The sequence below is a fragment of the Kitasatospora sp. NPDC056184 genome, assembly GCF_042268405.1.
In the GTDB taxonomy this organism is placed as follows: Bacteria; Actinomycetota; Actinomycetes; order Streptomycetales; family Streptomycetaceae; genus Kitasatospora.
In genome coordinates, this window is record NZ_JBHJUI010000008.1 from 166,463 (window position 1) to 181,233 (window position 14,771).

The 14,771-nt window shown below is 73.0% G+C and carries 17 protein-coding genes and 1 tRNA gene; 4 read left to right on the forward strand and 14 right to left on the reverse strand.

The features are described 5' to 3' along the window. Positions 1–207: 207 nt before the first annotated feature. Positions 208–1,044 (forward strand): tyrosine-protein phosphatase, encoded by an 837-nt coding sequence (locus ACFC0B_RS18225; RefSeq protein ID WP_376086822.1) that lies wholly within the window; start codon positions 208–210, stop codon positions 1,042–1,044. A 33-nt stretch (positions 1,045–1,077) separates the two neighbouring features. On the opposite strand, the gene ACFC0B_RS18230 is transcribed toward ACFC0B_RS18225, so the two are convergent. The 8 genes from ACFC0B_RS18230 to ACFC0B_RS18265 all read right to left on the reverse strand — a co-directional run bounded on the left by ACFC0B_RS18230 (position 1,078) and on the right by ACFC0B_RS18265 (position 6,053). Continuing rightward, entirely contained in the window at positions 1,078–1,932 is an 855-nt protein-coding gene (locus ACFC0B_RS18230; RefSeq protein ID WP_376086823.1) for an RNA polymerase sigma factor SigF, read from the reverse strand. A 175-nt stretch (positions 1,933–2,107) separates the two neighbouring features. Next, positions 2,108–2,977: an RNA polymerase sigma factor SigF gene (locus ACFC0B_RS18235; RefSeq protein WP_376086824.1), complete on the reverse strand. Its 870-nt coding sequence runs from the start codon at positions 2,975–2,977 to the stop codon at positions 2,108–2,110. Between the two features lie 278 nt (positions 2,978–3,255). After that, complete coding sequence (locus tag ACFC0B_RS18240) at positions 3,256–3,549, reverse strand: Dabb family protein (protein WP_030304383.1); 294 nt, start codon at positions 3,547–3,549, stop codon at positions 3,256–3,258. Positions 3,550–3,609: 60 nt separating this feature from the next. Then, entirely contained in the window at positions 3,610–3,750 is a 141-nt protein-coding gene (locus ACFC0B_RS18245; RefSeq protein WP_376086974.1) for a hypothetical protein, read from the reverse strand. A 484-nt stretch (positions 3,751–4,234) separates the two neighbouring features. Further along, positions 4,235–4,324, reverse strand: a tRNA-Ser gene (locus ACFC0B_RS18250). A gap of 81 nt (positions 4,325–4,405) precedes the next feature. Continuing rightward, positions 4,406–4,966 carry a nucleoside deaminase gene (locus ACFC0B_RS18255; protein WP_376086825.1) on the reverse strand — a complete coding sequence of 187 codons (561 nt, stop codon included), beginning with the start codon at positions 4,964–4,966 and terminating at the stop codon, positions 4,406–4,408. Between the two features lie 57 nt (positions 4,967–5,023). After that, the gene (locus ACFC0B_RS18260) at positions 5,024–5,572 is read right to left on the reverse strand and encodes a tRNA adenosine deaminase-associated protein (RefSeq protein ID WP_376086826.1); all 549 of its coding nucleotides are present in this window, start codon (positions 5,570–5,572) and stop codon (positions 5,024–5,026) included. A gap of 244 nt (positions 5,573–5,816) precedes the next feature. Beyond that, positions 5,817–6,053 (reverse strand): hypothetical protein, encoded by a 237-nt coding sequence (locus ACFC0B_RS18265; RefSeq protein ID WP_376086827.1) that lies wholly within the window; start codon positions 6,051–6,053, stop codon positions 5,817–5,819. 175 nt (positions 6,054–6,228) lie between these two features. Between ACFC0B_RS18265 and upp the strand changes: the two genes are divergently transcribed. Continuing rightward, positions 6,229–6,864: a uracil phosphoribosyltransferase gene (gene upp / locus ACFC0B_RS18270; RefSeq protein WP_376086828.1), complete on the forward strand. Its 636-nt coding sequence runs from the start codon at positions 6,229–6,231 to the stop codon at positions 6,862–6,864. An 80-nt stretch (positions 6,865–6,944) separates the two neighbouring features. Here upp and ACFC0B_RS18275 read toward each other — a convergent pair whose 3' ends face one another. Both ACFC0B_RS18275 and ACFC0B_RS18280 read right to left on the reverse strand, forming a co-directional pair. Further along, on the reverse strand, positions 6,945–7,616 hold the full coding sequence (locus ACFC0B_RS18275; RefSeq protein ID WP_376086966.1) for a LytR C-terminal domain-containing protein: 672 nt from the start codon (positions 7,614–7,616) through the stop codon (positions 6,945–6,947). A gap of 276 nt (positions 7,617–7,892) precedes the next feature. Further along, positions 7,893–8,189 carry a type II toxin-antitoxin system VapB family antitoxin gene (locus tag ACFC0B_RS18280; protein WP_030061387.1) on the reverse strand — a complete coding sequence of 99 codons (297 nt, stop codon included), beginning with the start codon at positions 8,187–8,189 and terminating at the stop codon, positions 7,893–7,895. A 172-nt stretch (positions 8,190–8,361) separates the two neighbouring features. Between ACFC0B_RS18280 and ACFC0B_RS18285 the strand changes: the two genes are divergently transcribed. Continuing rightward, entirely contained in the window at positions 8,362–9,936 is a 1,575-nt protein-coding gene (locus tag ACFC0B_RS18285) for a helicase HerA-like domain-containing protein (protein WP_376086829.1), read from the forward strand. Between the two features lie 15 nt (positions 9,937–9,951). On the opposite strand, the gene ACFC0B_RS18290 is transcribed toward ACFC0B_RS18285, so the two are convergent. The 3 genes from ACFC0B_RS18290 to ACFC0B_RS18300 form a co-directional block, all read right to left on the reverse strand. Next, positions 9,952–10,950 (reverse strand): hypothetical protein, encoded by a 999-nt coding sequence (locus ACFC0B_RS18290; RefSeq protein ID WP_376086830.1) that lies wholly within the window; start codon positions 10,948–10,950, stop codon positions 9,952–9,954. A gap of 178 nt (positions 10,951–11,128) precedes the next feature. Then, positions 11,129–12,292 carry a hypothetical protein gene (locus ACFC0B_RS18295; protein ID WP_376086831.1) on the reverse strand — a complete coding sequence of 388 codons (1,164 nt, stop codon included), beginning with the start codon at positions 12,290–12,292 and terminating at the stop codon, positions 11,129–11,131. A gap of 89 nt (positions 12,293–12,381) precedes the next feature. Next, positions 12,382–13,047: a rhomboid family intramembrane serine protease gene (locus tag ACFC0B_RS18300; protein WP_376086832.1), complete on the reverse strand. Its 666-nt coding sequence runs from the start codon at positions 13,045–13,047 to the stop codon at positions 12,382–12,384. 115 nt (positions 13,048–13,162) lie between these two features. On the opposite strand from ACFC0B_RS18300, the gene ACFC0B_RS18305 reads away from it, so the two are divergent. After that, positions 13,163–13,681, forward strand: a complete 519-nt coding sequence (locus tag ACFC0B_RS18305) for a YbhB/YbcL family Raf kinase inhibitor-like protein (protein WP_376086833.1) — start codon at positions 13,163–13,165, stop codon at positions 13,679–13,681. Positions 13,682–13,739: 58 nt separating this feature from the next. On the opposite strand, the gene ACFC0B_RS18310 is transcribed toward ACFC0B_RS18305, so the two are convergent. Beyond that, positions 13,740–14,708 carry a helix-turn-helix transcriptional regulator gene (locus ACFC0B_RS18310; RefSeq protein ID WP_376086834.1) on the reverse strand — a complete coding sequence of 323 codons (969 nt, stop codon included), beginning with the start codon at positions 14,706–14,708 and terminating at the stop codon, positions 13,740–13,742. Between the last annotated feature and the right edge of the window lie 63 nt (positions 14,709–14,771).

Below are 14,771 nucleotides of genomic sequence, written 5' to 3' on the forward strand. Positions count from 1 at the left end.
GCGCAAATAATGAATTAAAAATTAAAACCCGGAACCTAGCGTTACCGCTGCTCACCCATCGTGCGATCCGATGGATGAACCGGACCCTACACTGGCGGCGTTGCCCCTGACACTGTTGCACATCCTGTCGTTTAGGTGGGCAGGTTCATGCAATATCGCTCAGGGTTGTGCAACGTCACCGTCCGAATATCCAATGGAGGTCGTCGAGTGGCCGAACAACAGACCGAAACCGCCGCAATTCCGGCCGCCCGCAGCCTGGGCCTGTTCGGCGCCGTGAACGCCCGCGACCTCGGCGGCTACCGGACGGCCGAGGGGCTGGTGCTCCGGGCCGGCGTCGCCCTGCGCAGCGACGGCCTCAACCGGCTCACCGACGAGGACCTCGGGCGGCTGACCGGGCTGGGCCTGCGGCGGGTCGTCGACCTGCGCAGCCCGGACGAGGTCCGCGAGGCCGGCGCGGACCGGATCGCCGACGGCATGGCGCTCCATCAGCTCCCGGTCTTCGCGGCCGACTTCGACATCTTCGCGATGCTGCGCGAGGCTCTCGCGGACCGCGATCCGGGCAGGCAGCGCGCCCTGCTCGGCGGCGGTCGCGCCGACGCCATGATGACCGGCCTCTACCGGTGGTTCGTCACCGACCGGATCGCACGCGAACGGTTCGCCGGCGTGCTGCGGCTGCTGGCCGATCCGGACGGCGCGCCACTGCTGTTCCACTGCTCGGCCGGAAAGGACCGCACCGGCTGGACGGCGGCCGTGCTGCTGACCGCGCTCGGCGTGGACCGGGAGACGGTGGTCACGGATTACCTGCTCACCAATGAGCGGTCGGCCGCCGTCGTGGAGTCGGTCCTGGAGGGCTTCCGGGCCCGCGGCCTGATGCACGAGCCCGAGCTGCTGCTGCCGGTGTTCCGGGCCGAACGCCGCTACCTGGAGGCGGCCTTCGCGGAGGTCGAGACCGGCTGGCCGGACTTCGGCGCGTTCTGGGCCGACGGCCTCGGGCTGGACGAGGCCGTGCTGGCGGGCCTGCGGGCCAACCTGCTGGCGCCCTGAGGCGGCCCCCGGCGCCCGCCGGGCCCGCCGCGCTCACCCCTCGGCGGTCAGGCCCTCGCGGAGCTGGGTGAGGGTCCTGGTCAGCAGCCGCGAGACGTGCATCTGCGAGATGCCGATCTCCTCGCCGATCTGGGACTGGGTCAGGTTGCCGAAGAACCGCAGCATGATGATCCGGCGCTCGCGCGGCGGCAGCTTGGCCAGCAGCGGCTTGAGCGACTCCCGGTACTCCACGCCCTCCAGCGCGAGGTCCTCGTAGCCGAGCCGTTCGGCCAGCGGGCCCTCGCCGTCCTCCTCGCTCGGGCTGGAGTCCAGCGAGCTGGCGGTGTACGCGTTGCCGACCGCCAGGCCCTCCACCACGTCCTCCTCGCTGACGCCGAGGCAGACGGCCAGCTCGGCCACGGTGGGGGAGCGGTCGAGGCGCTGGGAGAGCTCGTCGCCGGCCTTGGTGAGCGCCAGCCGCAGCTCCTGGAGCCGCCGGGGCACCCGCACCGACCAGCTGGTGTCCCGGAAGAAGCGCTTGATCTCGCCGACCACCGTCGGCATCGCGAAGGTCGGGAACTCGACCCCGCGCTCCGGGTCGAACCGGTCGATCGCCTTGATCAGCCCGATCGTGCCGACCTGGACGATGTCCTCCATCGGCTCGTTGCGGCTGCGGAAGCGCGCCGAGGCGTAGCGGACCAGCGGCAGGTTGAGCTCGATCAGGGTGTCGCGGACGTAGGTGTGCTCGGCGCTGCCCGGGTCGAGGGCGGCCAGCCGCCCGAAGAGGGAGCGGGAGAGCGTCCGGGTGTCGAGCCCGGCGTCCGGCGCGGTCGCGGCGCGCTGGAGCGGGATCTCCGCGGCGCCGGCCGGTGCAGCGTGGATCTCCGCAGTGCCCACATCTCCGGACATGCACCCACCCCCTTGTGACTGACGGTCCAACGGGTGCCGTCGTCGGAACGTTCCCGCGCTCGCGTCCGGCCCCCTCCCACCCTGCATACCGGCTCACGGTCCCCGGCAAACCCGAGCGTCGCAAGATGTCACGCGGTGGTGACGGGCCGCTATCGCGCCGTAACGGCTCCGCCGGTCAGTCCTCCCAGGAGTTTCCGGTCCGCAGCCTGGTGAGGATCCGTGACAGCAGCCGCGAGACGTGCATCTGGGACATCCCCAGCTCGGTGCTGATCTGCGACTGGGTCAGATTGGCGAAGAACCGCAGCATGACGATCCGGCGCTCCCGCTCGGGCAGCTGCACCAGCAGGTGGCGGACCATGTCCCGGTGCTCGACCTCGGCCAGCGCGGAGTCCTCGTAGCCGAGCCGGTCGAGCAGCGCCAGCCCGCCCTCGTGCTCCTGGGCGGCCTCCAGCGAGGCCGCGTTGTACGCCCGCCCGGCGTCCAGGCAGGCCCGGACGTCCTCCTCGGGGATGCGCAGGCTGGCGGCGATCTCCGGCACCTTGGGGGCCCGGCCGTGCAGCACGGTCAGCTCCTCCATCGCGCCGCTGACCTGCACCCAGAGCTCCTGGAGCCGGCGCGGGACGTGCATGGTGCGGACGTTGTCCCGGAAGTAGCGCTTGATCTCGCCGAGGATGGTCGGCAGCGCGTAGGTGGGGAACTGCACGCCGCGGCCGGGGTCGAACCGGTCGATGGCGTTGATCAGGCCGATGGTGCCGACCTGGACGACGTCCTCCATCGGCTCGCTGCGGCTGCGGAAGCGGGTGGCGGCGTACCGGACGAGGGGGATGTTGACCTCGATCAGCGCGGCCCGGACCCGTTCGCGCTCGGGGGCGTCCGGGGGCAGCTCGGCGAGCCGCTCGAAGAGCACCCGGGTGAGGGTGCGGACGTCGACGACGGGGCGGCCGCCGGGGCCGCGCAGGCGGTCCGGGCGGAGCTCGCCGGCCGGGCTGATCACGGCGGCCAGCACCTCGTCGTCCGGTGCGCTCCCTGGTGTCCGCACGGACACGTCACCCCTCCCAAAGTCGACAACGGCGGGACCTGCGGACCGGGTGTCGCGTCTCGTTCACCGCCCTCGCCATGTCCGGCAAAACCGGTCATAGCATCACAAGGCGGGCACGCGTCGGGCAAGTACCGAGGGAGGTGTGTTGGTGCGCCGTCCGGGCCCGTCCGGGCGTGGCGGCGGTGCGGGGGCGGTGCGGGGGAAGGGCCGTCCCGGGACAGCGCGCGGCGCCCCGCCCGGATGTCGGGCGGGGCGCCGCGGGCCGTCCGGGGGACGCGCTTGACTCAGACCTCGATGTCGGCGATCACCCAGGTGGCGAACTCGCGCCACTGCGCCGCCGCGGCCTGGTGGGCCGGGTGGGTGAGGTACGCCTGGAGGGCCTCGCGGTCCTCGACGAGGCTGTTGATGGCGTAGTCGTGGGCGATGTCGCGGTCGGTGGTGTTCCAGCCGCACTCCCACTCGCGCAGCTCGGGAACGACCGGGCCGAGCCCGGCGAAGGCCTCGGCGCCGGCGAGCGCGCGCTCGTCGTCCTTGCTGACGCCTTCGTTGAGCTTGAACAGGACCAGGTGGCGGATCACGGTGCCGCTCCTCGCGGACGGGGTCGGGTGTCGGGCCCACCGTAGCCGGTGGGGTCCTGGCTACTTCACCAGGCCGGTCATGAAGGTGCCGACCGCCTTCGCGGCGTTCGAGATTCCTTCGAACCCCAACTGGACCAGTTCGGCCGCACGGGCGGGCGACGTGATGATCGTGTAGAGCACGAAGACGAGCAGGAGGACCATTCCGATCTTCTTCGCCTGTGCCATCCGGTGACCTTCCTCCCTGCTGTGGGCCGTCGTCACTCGGTCCCCGAGCGGCCCGGTGCAACGGGCAGCTTATCCACCCGGACGGCCTATCAGGTGTGCGACGCGTTCAGCTGCCGGGACGAAGGTCCCCGCGACAGGGGCCTTTCTCCGGGTGCCCCGGTCGTCGGCGGGCGGCAGGATGGTTGATGTACCGAGGATCTGGCAGGAATCCCCGGTACGTGGATCCGGAGCTCCCCGCTGTGGGACCGGGCGCCGCGACTTCCCCCCGACGCGGCCCCGGTTGTGGGACTCCGCCCGGGGGAGCGGTCAGTCCCCCCGAGCCGCTCCCCCTCTTCCAGGCTCCGTACTCGACAGGCGTTGGTGGTCATCGGCCGACGGGTACGGAGCCCTTTCCGCGTTCGAGGGTGCGCGGGAACGCCGAAGGCCCGTCCGGTTCGACCGGACGGGCCTTCGGGCTTGCTGGCGGTAGCGGTGGGATTCGAACCCACGGTGAAGTTGCCCCCACACACGCTTTCGAGGCGTGCTCCTTTGGCCGCTCGGACACGCTACCGAGGGGAACTCTACCGGACGGGTGGCGCGGGAACGAAATCCGTATCCGGGGAGGGGCCGGGGGGCGGGGCCGGGCGGGGGTTCAGCGATGGGTGTCGAAGAACGCGCGCAGCTGCTCGCCGCACTCGTCGGCGAGGACGCCCCAGATCACCTCGGGCCGGTGGTTGAGCCGCCGGTCGCGCATCACGTCGAAGAGCGAGCCGGCCGCGCCGGCCTTCTCGTCGAGGGCGCCGTAGACCACGCGGTCGATCCGGGAGAGCACGATCGCGCCCGCGCACATCGTGCAGGGCTCCAGCGTCACGACCAGCGTGCATCCGCTCAGCCGCCACTCGCCCTCCCGTCGCCCGCCGCCGGCCCCGCTCGGCGCGCTTCGCGCGGCCCCTCCGAGCTTCCTCGCGGCCTCCCGGATGGCGACCACCTCGGCGTGGGCGGTCGGGTCGCCGACGGCCTCGCGCTCGTTGTGGCCGCGGCCGAGGACCTCGCCGTCCGGGCCGAGGACGAGCGCCCCGACCGGGACGTCACCGGTGGCCGGCGCCAGGGCGGCCTCGGCGATGGCGAGGCGCATCGGCGCCGCCCAGCGGTCGCGGACCGGGTCGGGGCGGACGGGGGCGGGCAGCGGGGGGATCGGGCGGGCGGACTGCATGGCATCCAGTGTCGGGCATGGCGGGGGTCCGGCCGTCCGGAGGGCGGACACGGTGCGTTACCGGACGGCCTCCAGGACCTCGCCACAGCCGAGCGCCTCGGCGATCTCCTCCAGGGCGTCGCCGGGCACCGCGCCCTCGCCGCTGAGGGCGAGCAGCTCCTCGGAGGCGAGGCCGAACTCGGTCAGCAGGTGGGAGTCGCCGAGCGGGCCGACCGGGACGCCGCCGCGGCCGTCGCCGTCCTCGGCGTCCTCCTGCTCCTCGGCCTCCGCGCCGTCCTCCAGCTCCGCGACCAGGTTGTCGAGGTCGCCGAACTCGCTCTCACCGGCCTGGTCGACCAGCTCGTCGGTGAGGACGGAGCCGTAGGAGCTGCGCGCGGCGGCGGCGCCGTCGGACACGAAGATCCGCGGGTCCTCCTCACCGTCCACCCGGACGATGGCGAACCACGCGTCCTCCTGTTCGATGAAGACCAGGACGCTGTCGTCGTCCTGGGCCGCTTCGCGGGCCAGGTCGGCGAGGTCGGCGAGGGTTTCGACGTCGTCGAGCTCCGTCTCGCTCACATCCCACCCGTCCTCGGTGCGAGCAAGCACTGCAGCGAAGTACGCCACCAGGGACACTCCCAAGATCTCTCGGTCTCGGCTGTCGGCGCTCGCGGGCGGCGCGGAACTGGCCGCCCCCGCGCCAGAGGCGGTCCGCTGTTCGGACCGTCCCATCGGAATCGTGACAGAAAGCACGGCTCTGCGGGGGGTGTTCTGCAGCGCGTCTTTGCAGGTCGTGTCGGAAGGGCTGGCCGCCGGACGGTGAACGGCGACCGGCCGGCAGCGGCGGTGTGGAGAAGCCGTGGAGGGCGCGTCAGATGCGGAAGGTTCGCATCCGCATCGCTTCGCGCATCCGGCGCTCCTTGGTCCGACGGGGCTGCACCCGCTCGCGGAGTTCGCGCGCCTCGGTGAGCTCGCGCAGGAAGACGGCGCGGCGCCTGCGGCGCTCCGCCTCGGTCTCCGGACGGTCCGGGGGCGGGTCCGAGCGGCCGCCCGACGGGGCCGCGGCCCCGTCCGCCGAGCCGTTCCCGGGGTTCGGGTTGCTCGTCATAGGACGTGACTTTCCCAGATCGGCCGGATTGATACCACAGGAGGCCGATCCGTCCGGACATTCTCCCGGCGTCACGGCGCGTTACGGTGGAACCCGCACCCGCCCGGGTCGGCCCGCCGCCCCGGCCTGGCACGGCGTGTCGTACGGGCGTCCGGACCCGGGCTAACCTCGATGCATGCGGATCCACGTCGTCGACCACCCCCTGGTCGCCCACAAGCTCTCCACCCTGCGCGACGAGCGCACCGACTCGCCGACCTTCCGTCGCCTGACCGACGAGCTGGTGACCCTCCTCGCCTACGAGGCCACCCGGGACGTCCGCACCGACGAGGTGGAGGTCACCACCCCGGTGGCCGTGACCACCGGCACCCGGCTGTCGTACCCGCGCCCGCTGGTGGTGCCGATCCTGCGGGCCGGCCTCGGCATGCTGGACGGCATGACCCGGTTGCTGCCGACCGCCGAGGTCGGCTTCCTGGGCATGGTGCGCAACGAGGAGACCCTGGAGGCCTCCACCTACGCCACCCGGATGCCGGACGACCTCTCCGGCCGCCAGGTGTACGTGCTCGACCCGATGCTGGCCACCGGCGGCACGCTGGTCGCGGCGATCCGGATGCTGATCGAGCGCGGCGCCACCGACGTCACCGCCGTGGTGCTGCTGGCCTCCCCCGAGGGCGTCGTGGTGATGGAGCGCGAGCTGGCCGGCCTGCCGGTCACCGTGGTCACCGCGGCCGTCGACGAGCGGCTGAACGAGAACGGCTACATCGTCCCGGGCCTCGGCGACGCGGGCGACCGGCTGTACGGCACGGCGGGCTGAGCGGTCCCCCGGACGCTCCCGGACGACGAGAAGCCCCCCGGCGCGCCGCCGGGGGGCTTCGTCCGTTCCTCGGGGACCGGTCAGCAGCTGCCGGTGGAACTCGGGGCCGGGACCGGCTTGGTGGCCAGGGCCAGCGCGGCGGCGGCCTGGGTCTCGTCCAGCAGCGCGTTGTAGCTGTCGCCGATGACGAAGTCCACGGTGCCGTCGGTACGGGCGTCGGCGGTGCTGGTCGCGCCCGCGATCACCGAGCCGACCAGGGTGGACGCCCCGGCGCCGGCCGGGCCGGCGATCACCTGGGCGGTGCCGGGCACCTTCTTGTCCAGCTCGGCCGGGGCGTTGCCGACCTTGCCGATGGTGAAGCCGCGCTTCTTCAGCTCCTCGGCGGTGCGGGCGGCCAGTCCGGCCTTGGCGGTGGCGTTGTAGACGTTCACGGTGACCGCCGCCGGCTGCGGCACGGCCGCCGGGTCGATCGGCGCGGCGGCCGAGCCCGGCACGGTCGGCGGCGCCTCCGTGGCCGGAGCGGCCAGCGGCTTGCCGGACGGGGTGGCGCAGGCCTCGGCGGAGGCGTTCTTGCCCTTGCCGCTGAAGATGTCCCAGAGCTGGACGCCGCCGAGCCCGATCAGGGCCAGTGCGAGCAGTGCGCCGATCAGCGCGAACACCTTGCGGCTCTTCTTCGGCGGGCGGCCCAGCCGCGGATAGGAGTTGCCGGTGATCCGGTACTGCTTCCCCTTCAGGCCTTGGGGAGTCAACATGCTCACGGTTTGTCTCCCCCTCGTGCCGGGGCGGGGATCGGGTGACGGTGGGCCGGGCGCGGTGTCGCGCGAACGCGGTGTCACGCGAACGCCCTCGCGGCCGTAGTCAGCAGATTAGTGCCGTACAGCGGTGAAGGTACTAAACGATCATCATCAGGAGTACGCCGGTACCCGAATGGCGGCACCGCGCCCGCACCCGGGTACGAACGGACCGCCCTGCCGGGCTGGCCGGCGGGCGGTCCGAACGCGTGCGGGGCCGGGAGGCCGGCCCCCGGGTCATTCCATTTCGAGGACGCGCGCGTGCAGCACCTGGCGCTGCTGGAGCGCGGCGCGGACCGCCCGGTGCAGTCCGTCCTCCAGGTACAGGTCACCGTGCCACTTCACGACGTGCGCGAAGAGGTCCCCGTAGAAGGTGGAGTCCTCCGCCAGGAGGGTTTCCAGATCCAGTTGTCCCTTGGTGGTCACCAGCTGGTCCAGTCGCACCGGGCGCGGGGCGACGTCCGCCCACTGGCGGGTGCTGGTACGGCCGTGATCCGGGTACGGCCGCCCATTGCCGATGCGCTTGAAGATCACACGGAAAGCCTACCGTTTGGGCGGCGGATGGCGCAGCAGCCGCGACGCCGCCACGCGCACGGGTACGGGCTGCGGGCGGGGGATTGCGGCTGTTTCATGGGAAATGTCGTGTAGGTCCCACGCGGTCGCCGACCGTTCAGCCGGTCCGCCGTGCCCCTCTGGAGGGTGTCCGATGTCACCTGCCGTTCCGTCCGCCGTCCAGGAGATCGCCGACGGGTACGCCTTCACCGGGCCCGCGCTGGACCTCGGCGCGGTGCTGCTGGACGGCACCGCGTACGCCGGTGCGCCGGTGCGGGTGCCGCTCGGGGTGCTCAACCGGCACGGGCTGGTGGCGGGCGCCACCGGCACCGGGAAGACCAAGACCCTCCAGCTGATCGCCGAACAGCTCTCCGCCCAGGGCGTGCCGGTGTTCCTCGCCGACATCAAGGGCGACGTCTCCGGGGTGGCCGCGCCCGGCGCGCCCGGCGAGCGGACCGCCGCCCGGGCCGCCGAGGTCGGCCAGGACTGGCGGGCCCGCGGCTGCCCCGCCGAGTTCTACGCGCTCGGCGGCCAGGGCACCGGGATCCCGCTGCGGGCGACGGTGACCAGCTTCGGGCCGCTGCTGCTGTCCAAGGTGCTGGACCTGAACGAGACCCAGGAGGCCTCGCTCGGCCTGGTCTTCCACTACGCCGACCGGCAGGGCCTGGAGCTGTACGACCTCAAGGACCTCACGGCGGTCATCACCTTCCTCGCCTCGCCCGAGGGCAAGGAGGAGCTGAAGGGGATCGGCGGGCTCTCCGCCGCCACCGCCGGGGTGATCCTGCGTTCGCTCACCCTGCTGGAGAACGAGGGCGCCGGGGCGTTCTTCGGCGAGCCGGAGTTCGACACCGCCGAGCTGCTGCGGCGGGCGGAGGACGGGCGGGGCGTGGTGTCGGTCCTGGAGCTGCCCGCGGTGCAGGACCGGCCGCGGCTCTTCTCGACCTTCCTGATGTGGCTGCTCGCCGACCTCTACCAGGAGCTGCCCGAGGTCGGGGACCTCGACCGGCCGAAGCTGGTGTTCTTCTTCGACGAGGCGCACCTGCTGTTCAAGGGCGCATCCAAGGCCTTCCTGGAGGCGATCACCCAGACCGTGCGGCTGATCCGCTCGAAGGGGGTGGGGATCTTCTTCGTCACCCAGACGCCGAAGGACGTGCCGGGGGACGTGCTGGCGCAGCTGGGAAACCGGGTGCAGCACGCGCTGCGGGCGTTCACCCCGGACGACGCCAAGGCGCTCAGGGCGACCGTCTCGACCTTCCCGAAGTCGCCCGCGTACGACCTGGGGGAGGTGCTGACCTCGCTGGGGACGGGCGAGGCGGTGGTCACGGTGCTGTCGGAGAAGGGCGCGCCGACGCCGGTCGCGGCGACCAGGCTGCGCGCGCCGCAGTCGCTGATGGGGCCGCTGGAGCCGGCGGCGCTGCGGGCGGCGGTGGACGGCTCGGCGCTGGTGGGGAAGTACCGGGACGCGATCGACCGGGAGTCGGCGTACGAGAAGCTGGCGGCGCGGGCGGCCCGGCCGGAGGCGGAGCCGGTGCCGGTGCCGGCGTCCGCGGAGGAGGCGGAGGCGCGGCGGGAGCGGGAGCCGGGGCGCGGGCGGGAGAAGGAGGGCGCCGGGCTGCTCGGGTCGCTGCTGGGCAACCCGGCGCTGAAGTCCTTCGCCCGCTCCGCCGGGACACAGCTCGGGAGGGAGATCTCCCGGAGCCTGTTCGGGACGTCCCGGCGGCGCCGCTGAAGGGCCGTGCGGGGGTCAGACGCTGTCGCTGAGCCAGACCCGCCCGGCCGAGATCGGGCGCTCGGCGACGGTGCGCGGCACGGTGGAGTTCAGGCTCCAGCGGTAGCCCGCGAACAGCTTGGTCTCGGCGTCCGCGTAGAGGACCATGTGGCCGTAGCCGACGCCGTCGTGCTCCTTCCAGGTGGAGGTGCCGGTGGTGCCCGGGACCTCCTCGATCCGGGTGTCGGGAAAGGCCCGGTAGAGGTCGGTGGCGGTGCCGCCGAGCGCCGGGTTGCCGTGCGGGTCGCTGGTGCAGTCGATGACCTCGAAGACGTACGGGACGACCGGGCGGCCGATCCTGGCGTCCACGGCCGGCTCCGACCAGGTGCCCTTGCGCTCGCGGATCATGACGATGTGCCCGGTGTACGGCTTGGTGTTGTCCTCGTTCGGGTAGTAGTCGAGGGCCACCAGGTCGCCGGGGCGCAGGTTCACCGGCTTGGTGACGCGGGTGAAGTGCGGGAGCGCGGCGGTGTCCAGGAAGGCCTGCTGGTACTTCTCCGCCGTCGGGTACGGGTTGGTGTTGGCCGGATCCTTGATGACGTACTGCTGGAAGTACTCCCGGGTCGCCCAGCCGTAGCTGTAGCCGCCCCAGGGCATCGGGGTGCCGGCGGGCGCGGTGGGCGCGGTGCCGTAGGCGCGCTGGAGCACCAGGGTGAGGAACGAGGAGCACTGGGAGAGGTTGGAGAACTCCTCCGGGTGGCCGGCGGTGCCCCAGCGGACGCCGGTGGGGACGTCCTCGAACTCGCCGGCCCGCTTGTACCGGTTGGCGAGGTGCTCCCAGGGGCGCAGGCGCAGGTTGTCGATCAGCGCCTCGGCCTCGATCTGGTGCGGCAGCTTGAGGGTGTACGGGCTCGCGGCCGGGACGGTGGCGGCGGACGCCTCGGCGGCCCCGGCGACGGTGGCCAGTGCGGCGGCGCCGGCGGTGCCGGCGGCACCGGCGAGCAGGCCGCGGCGGGTGATCCGTGGTGCGGACATGGAGTGCTCCCCCTCGTCGGATGATCACGACTGAGGGGGAGCTTAGGGTCCGTATGTTGGCATGGTCAGGATCATTTCGCGCAGTCGATCGATCGATTCCGGCCAACCGGAGAGCGGTTCCGACCGTGCGGCGCTGCGCCGAGCAGTGGTGGCGCGCCGAGCATTGGCGCCGCGCCGATCAGCCGAGGGCGGCGCCGATCCGGTCGAGGGAGGACAGGCGCATCAGGCCGTAGTGGTAGAACTCGACCTCCGGCACGCCCAGGTCGCGCAGCACGGCGATCTTGGCCGCGAGGTTCTCCGGGCCGTCGCAGTCCGAGGCCATCGGGCGCAGGATCACCGCCATGTCCTGCGGCCGCACCCCGTGCAGGGCGAAGGCGGCGACCTTCTCGCGGACCTCCTCCGGGGTGCGCGCGTAGCCGAGCGTCTCGATCTGGTGGGCGGCCTCGGCCAGCCGCGGCAGGTCGATCCCGGACAGCCAGCCGGTGCCCGGCCCGCCGCCGTCCATGAAGCTCAGCCGCATGCCGTGCCGCGCCGCCTCCTCGGCCAGCTCGGCGGCCAGCGAGGTCACCGTCGCGGCGGAGGCGTCCACGTAGGCGGCGACGGCGCCGTCCGCCAGCTCGTCCAGCGCGGCCGGCTCGGCGGCGGCCGCGTCGTCGGCCAGCCGGCGGCGCAGCTCGGCGCGGACCGCCGCGGCCGCCTCGTCGGCCGGCACGCCCGCGCGGACGGCCGCCGCCCGGCAGTTCGCGCAGAAGCAGAGGCCGAGCAGCGCCTCGGCGGCCGGGCCCAGCTCCTCGAAGTAGCGCTCGTGGTGGTAGCCGTGGCGCAGGCCGTGGAAGTGCAGCGACTCCGCCCGGATCGCGTCCACGCCGTACCGGGCCAGCTCCTCCACCAGGGTGCGGGCGTACGCGCGCACCTCCGGGTGGGCCGGGCACAGCTCGGTGAGGTGGCGGTCGCCGAAGGCGTTGGCCGGTGCGCAGTCCGGGTGCTCGAAGCCGAGCCGGTCGTTGTGGCAGAACACCGTCCAGGCGTGCAGCTTCAGGCCGCGCCGGCGGGCCTCCTCGGCGGCCTCGGCGAACGGGTCGCGCTCGCCGATCGCGGTGGACGGCACGGGCCGCAGCCGCCGTCCGGACCAGCGGGCCGGGTCGGGGCGGAAGTAGGCGGCGCCCGGCTCCAGGTAGCGGATCACCCGGCGGGGGTTGTGCGGGAAGACGTCGCGGGCCTCGTGGTAGACCGAGGCGAGGGTGACGCCGCCGACCCCGGCCCGGTCGGTGAGGTTGCCGAAGAAGGTGTCGGCACCCTCGTCGAGGAGGTCGGTGGCGAAGGCGAGGACGGACGACTCCACGGTGCGGCTCCGGAGCTGGGGGCAGGTGCCCGCTCACGCTAACCGCAGGGGAAGGGAGTGGTCTATACCTGGCCGAGGCGGTGCCGCCCTCAGATGCCCAGGTCGTCGAGCTCCTTGAGCAGCGCGGAGCCGGGGCCGGCCGGGGTCGCGGCGGCCTTGGAGCCGGTTCCGGTGGCCCGGTCGCCGCGGTCGCGCAGCAGCCAGGCGCCGACCAGGCCGCCGATCAGCCCGCCCAGATGGCCCAGCCAGCTGACGCCCTGGGCGCTCGGCAGCACGCCCAGCAGCAGGTACGAGTACACGGCGGCCACGACCACGCCGATCACCGTGTCCACCAGGTTGCGGTCGAAGACCCCGCGCAGCACCACGTAGCCGAAGTACCCGTAGACCACCCCGCTGGCCCCCGCCGTGACGACGTCGGGCCGTTCGAAGAACCAGACCGTCAGGCCGCTGGTCACCACGATCAGCACCGTCGCCAGCAGGAACCGCTTCATGCCCCGGTACGCGGCCAGGAAGCCGAACGCGAACAGCGGCCAGGAGTTGGCCTCGATGTGGTCCCAACCGAAGTGCAGCAGTGGCATGGTGAGCATGTCCGGCAGCTCGGTCAGCTCCCCGGAGTTCATCCCGTACTCGTACGAGAGCCGGTAGTCGTCGAGCCAGTTCGCCACCTGGACCGCCCAGATGGCGGCCAGGACGCCGAGCATCGTGAACAGCGCGGCGCGGGAGTCACGGAGCAGTCGGGCGAATCGCGGTGACATGATCCGACTGTAGGGCCGAAGTGGGTGGTTGGTCACCCCACTAAGGTGAACCCTGTCCGACAGCCCGCACCCGGGCCGGACGCCCCCTTCCCACCGTGCCGAGAGGTGACCCTCCATGAGTGTGCGTCCGCCGCTGCCGTACGAGTTCCTGCCGCAGGTGCCGTCCTTCCCGCTGACCAGCGAGGACATCACCGACGGCGGGACGCTGGCCAAGGAGTTCATCTACGGCGGGGACAACCTCTCGCCGCAGCTGGCCTGGTCCGGCCTGCCGGAGGGCACCCGCTCGATCGCCGTCACCTGCTACGACCCGGACGCCCCGACCGGCTCCGGCTGGTGGCACTGGCTGGCCCTCAACCTGCCCGCCGGCACCACCTCGCTGCCGCGCGGCGCCGGCGCCTCGGACGCCGACCTGCCGGGCGAGCGCTCCTTCCACGCCCGCAACGACTTCCCGAGCAACAAGTACGACGGCGCCGCCCCGCCGCCCGGCCCGGCCCACCGCTACGCCTTCGCCGTCCACGCCCTGGACGTCGACGCCCTGGACGTCGCGGCCGACATCCCGCCGGCCCAGGTCGGCTTCAACATCACCTTCCACACCCTGGCCCGCGCCGTCATCACCGCCGAGTTCGGCGTCTGACGCGTCCGGAGTCCTGCCGCCGCCGCCCGTGCGACCACGGGCGGCGGCGTCGTCGTTCTCAGGCCGGGTCGGCGGCGCGGGCGGCACGGGTGGCGAGGGCGCGGAGGCGGGTGCGCATCTCGGGGGGTGAGTGGACCTCGAAGTCGCAGTCGAGCATGAGGAGGCGGACGGCCAGCCAGTCGGGGGCGTCGGTGTGCGAGCGGAGGCGGCAGGTGTGCTCGTCGACCGGGTCGACCTGGTCGGCGTCGCCGTGGCTGCCCAGGCGGTGGCGGGCCTCGTCGGCGGAGAGGTGGAGGGTGGCCTCCAGGGTCGGGGTGGGCGACTGGCGGCGGAGCTTGCCCGCGACGTACGCGGCGGCGTCCTCGGCGGGCAGCGGGCGCGGGGTGAAGCGGACGCCGGTGGCGAAGGGCTCGCTGATCCGGTCGACCCGGAACAGCCGCCAGTCGTCCCGGTCGAGGTCGAAGCCGACCAGGTACCAGCGGCGGCCGGCCGAGACCAGCCGGTCCGGCTCGACCTGGCGCCGGGTCTGGGCGCCGTCGCCGGCCCGGTAGCCGAAGCGCAGGCGCTCGCGGTTGGCGACGGTGCCCGCCAGCACGGTGAGGTCCTCCGGGTCGACGGTCGGGCCGTCCCCGCTGAGCAGCGGGAGGGTGGCCCGGTCGAGGGTGGCGACCCGGTGCCGGAGCCGGGCGGGCAGCACCTGGAGCAGTTTGGCGAGGGCGCGCACCGAGGCCTCCTCGATGCCGACCACGGCGTGCCCGGCCGCCGCCCGCAGGCCGACCGCGATGGCCACGGCCTCCTCGTCGTCGAGCAGCAGCGGCGGCATCGCGGTGCCCGCGACCAGCCGGTAGCCGCCGACCGGGCCCATGGTGGCCTCGACCGGGTAGCCGAGCTCGCGGAGCCGGTCGATGTCGCGGCGGATGGTGCGCGGGCTGACCTGGAGCCGTTCGGCGAGCTCGCTGCCGGGCCACTCGCGCGGGGTCTGGAGGAGGGAGAGCAGGCTGAGGAGTCGTGCCGGGGTGTCGGTCATGGGGTCCAGGGTGCCGGAAGTCGCGGTCAGGATCTGACCTAGATGCCCCGTAGTTTCCTCGAC

Coding starts and splice junctions, on each gene's coding strand:
- ACFC0B_RS18285 (WP_376086829.1), top strand. CDS start 8,362: ATGTCACCTGCCGTTCCGTCCGCCGTCCAGGAGATCGCCGACGGGTAC.
- ACFC0B_RS18255 (WP_376086825.1), bottom strand. CDS start 4,966: ATGCAGTCCGCCCGCCCGATCCCCCCGCTGCCCGCCCCCGTCCGCCCC.
- ACFC0B_RS18230 (WP_376086823.1), bottom strand. CDS start 1,932: ATGTCCGGAGATGTGGGCACTGCGGAGATCCACGCTGCACCGGCCGGC.
- ACFC0B_RS18265 (WP_376086827.1), bottom strand. CDS start 6,053: ATGACGAGCAACCCGAACCCCGGGAACGGCTCGGCGGACGGGGCCGCG.
- ACFC0B_RS18290 (WP_376086830.1), bottom strand. CDS start 10,950: ATGTCCGCACCACGGATCACCCGCCGCGGCCTGCTCGCCGGTGCCGCC.
- ACFC0B_RS18305 (WP_376086833.1), top strand. CDS start 13,163: ATGAGTGTGCGTCCGCCGCTGCCGTACGAGTTCCTGCCGCAGGTGCCG.
- ACFC0B_RS18245 (WP_376086974.1), bottom strand. CDS start 3,750: ATGGTCCTCCTGCTCGTCTTCGTGCTCTACACGATCATCACGTCGCCC.
- ACFC0B_RS18310 (WP_376086834.1), bottom strand. CDS start 14,708: ATGACCGACACCCCGGCACGACTCCTCAGCCTGCTCTCCCTCCTCCAG.
- ACFC0B_RS18300 (WP_376086832.1), bottom strand. CDS start 13,047: ATGTCACCGCGATTCGCCCGACTGCTCCGTGACTCCCGCGCCGCGCTG.
- upp (WP_376086828.1), top strand. CDS start 6,229: ATGCGGATCCACGTCGTCGACCACCCCCTGGTCGCCCACAAGCTCTCC.
- ACFC0B_RS18275 (WP_376086966.1), bottom strand. CDS start 7,616: ATGTTGACTCCCCAAGGCCTGAAGGGGAAGCAGTACCGGATCACCGGC.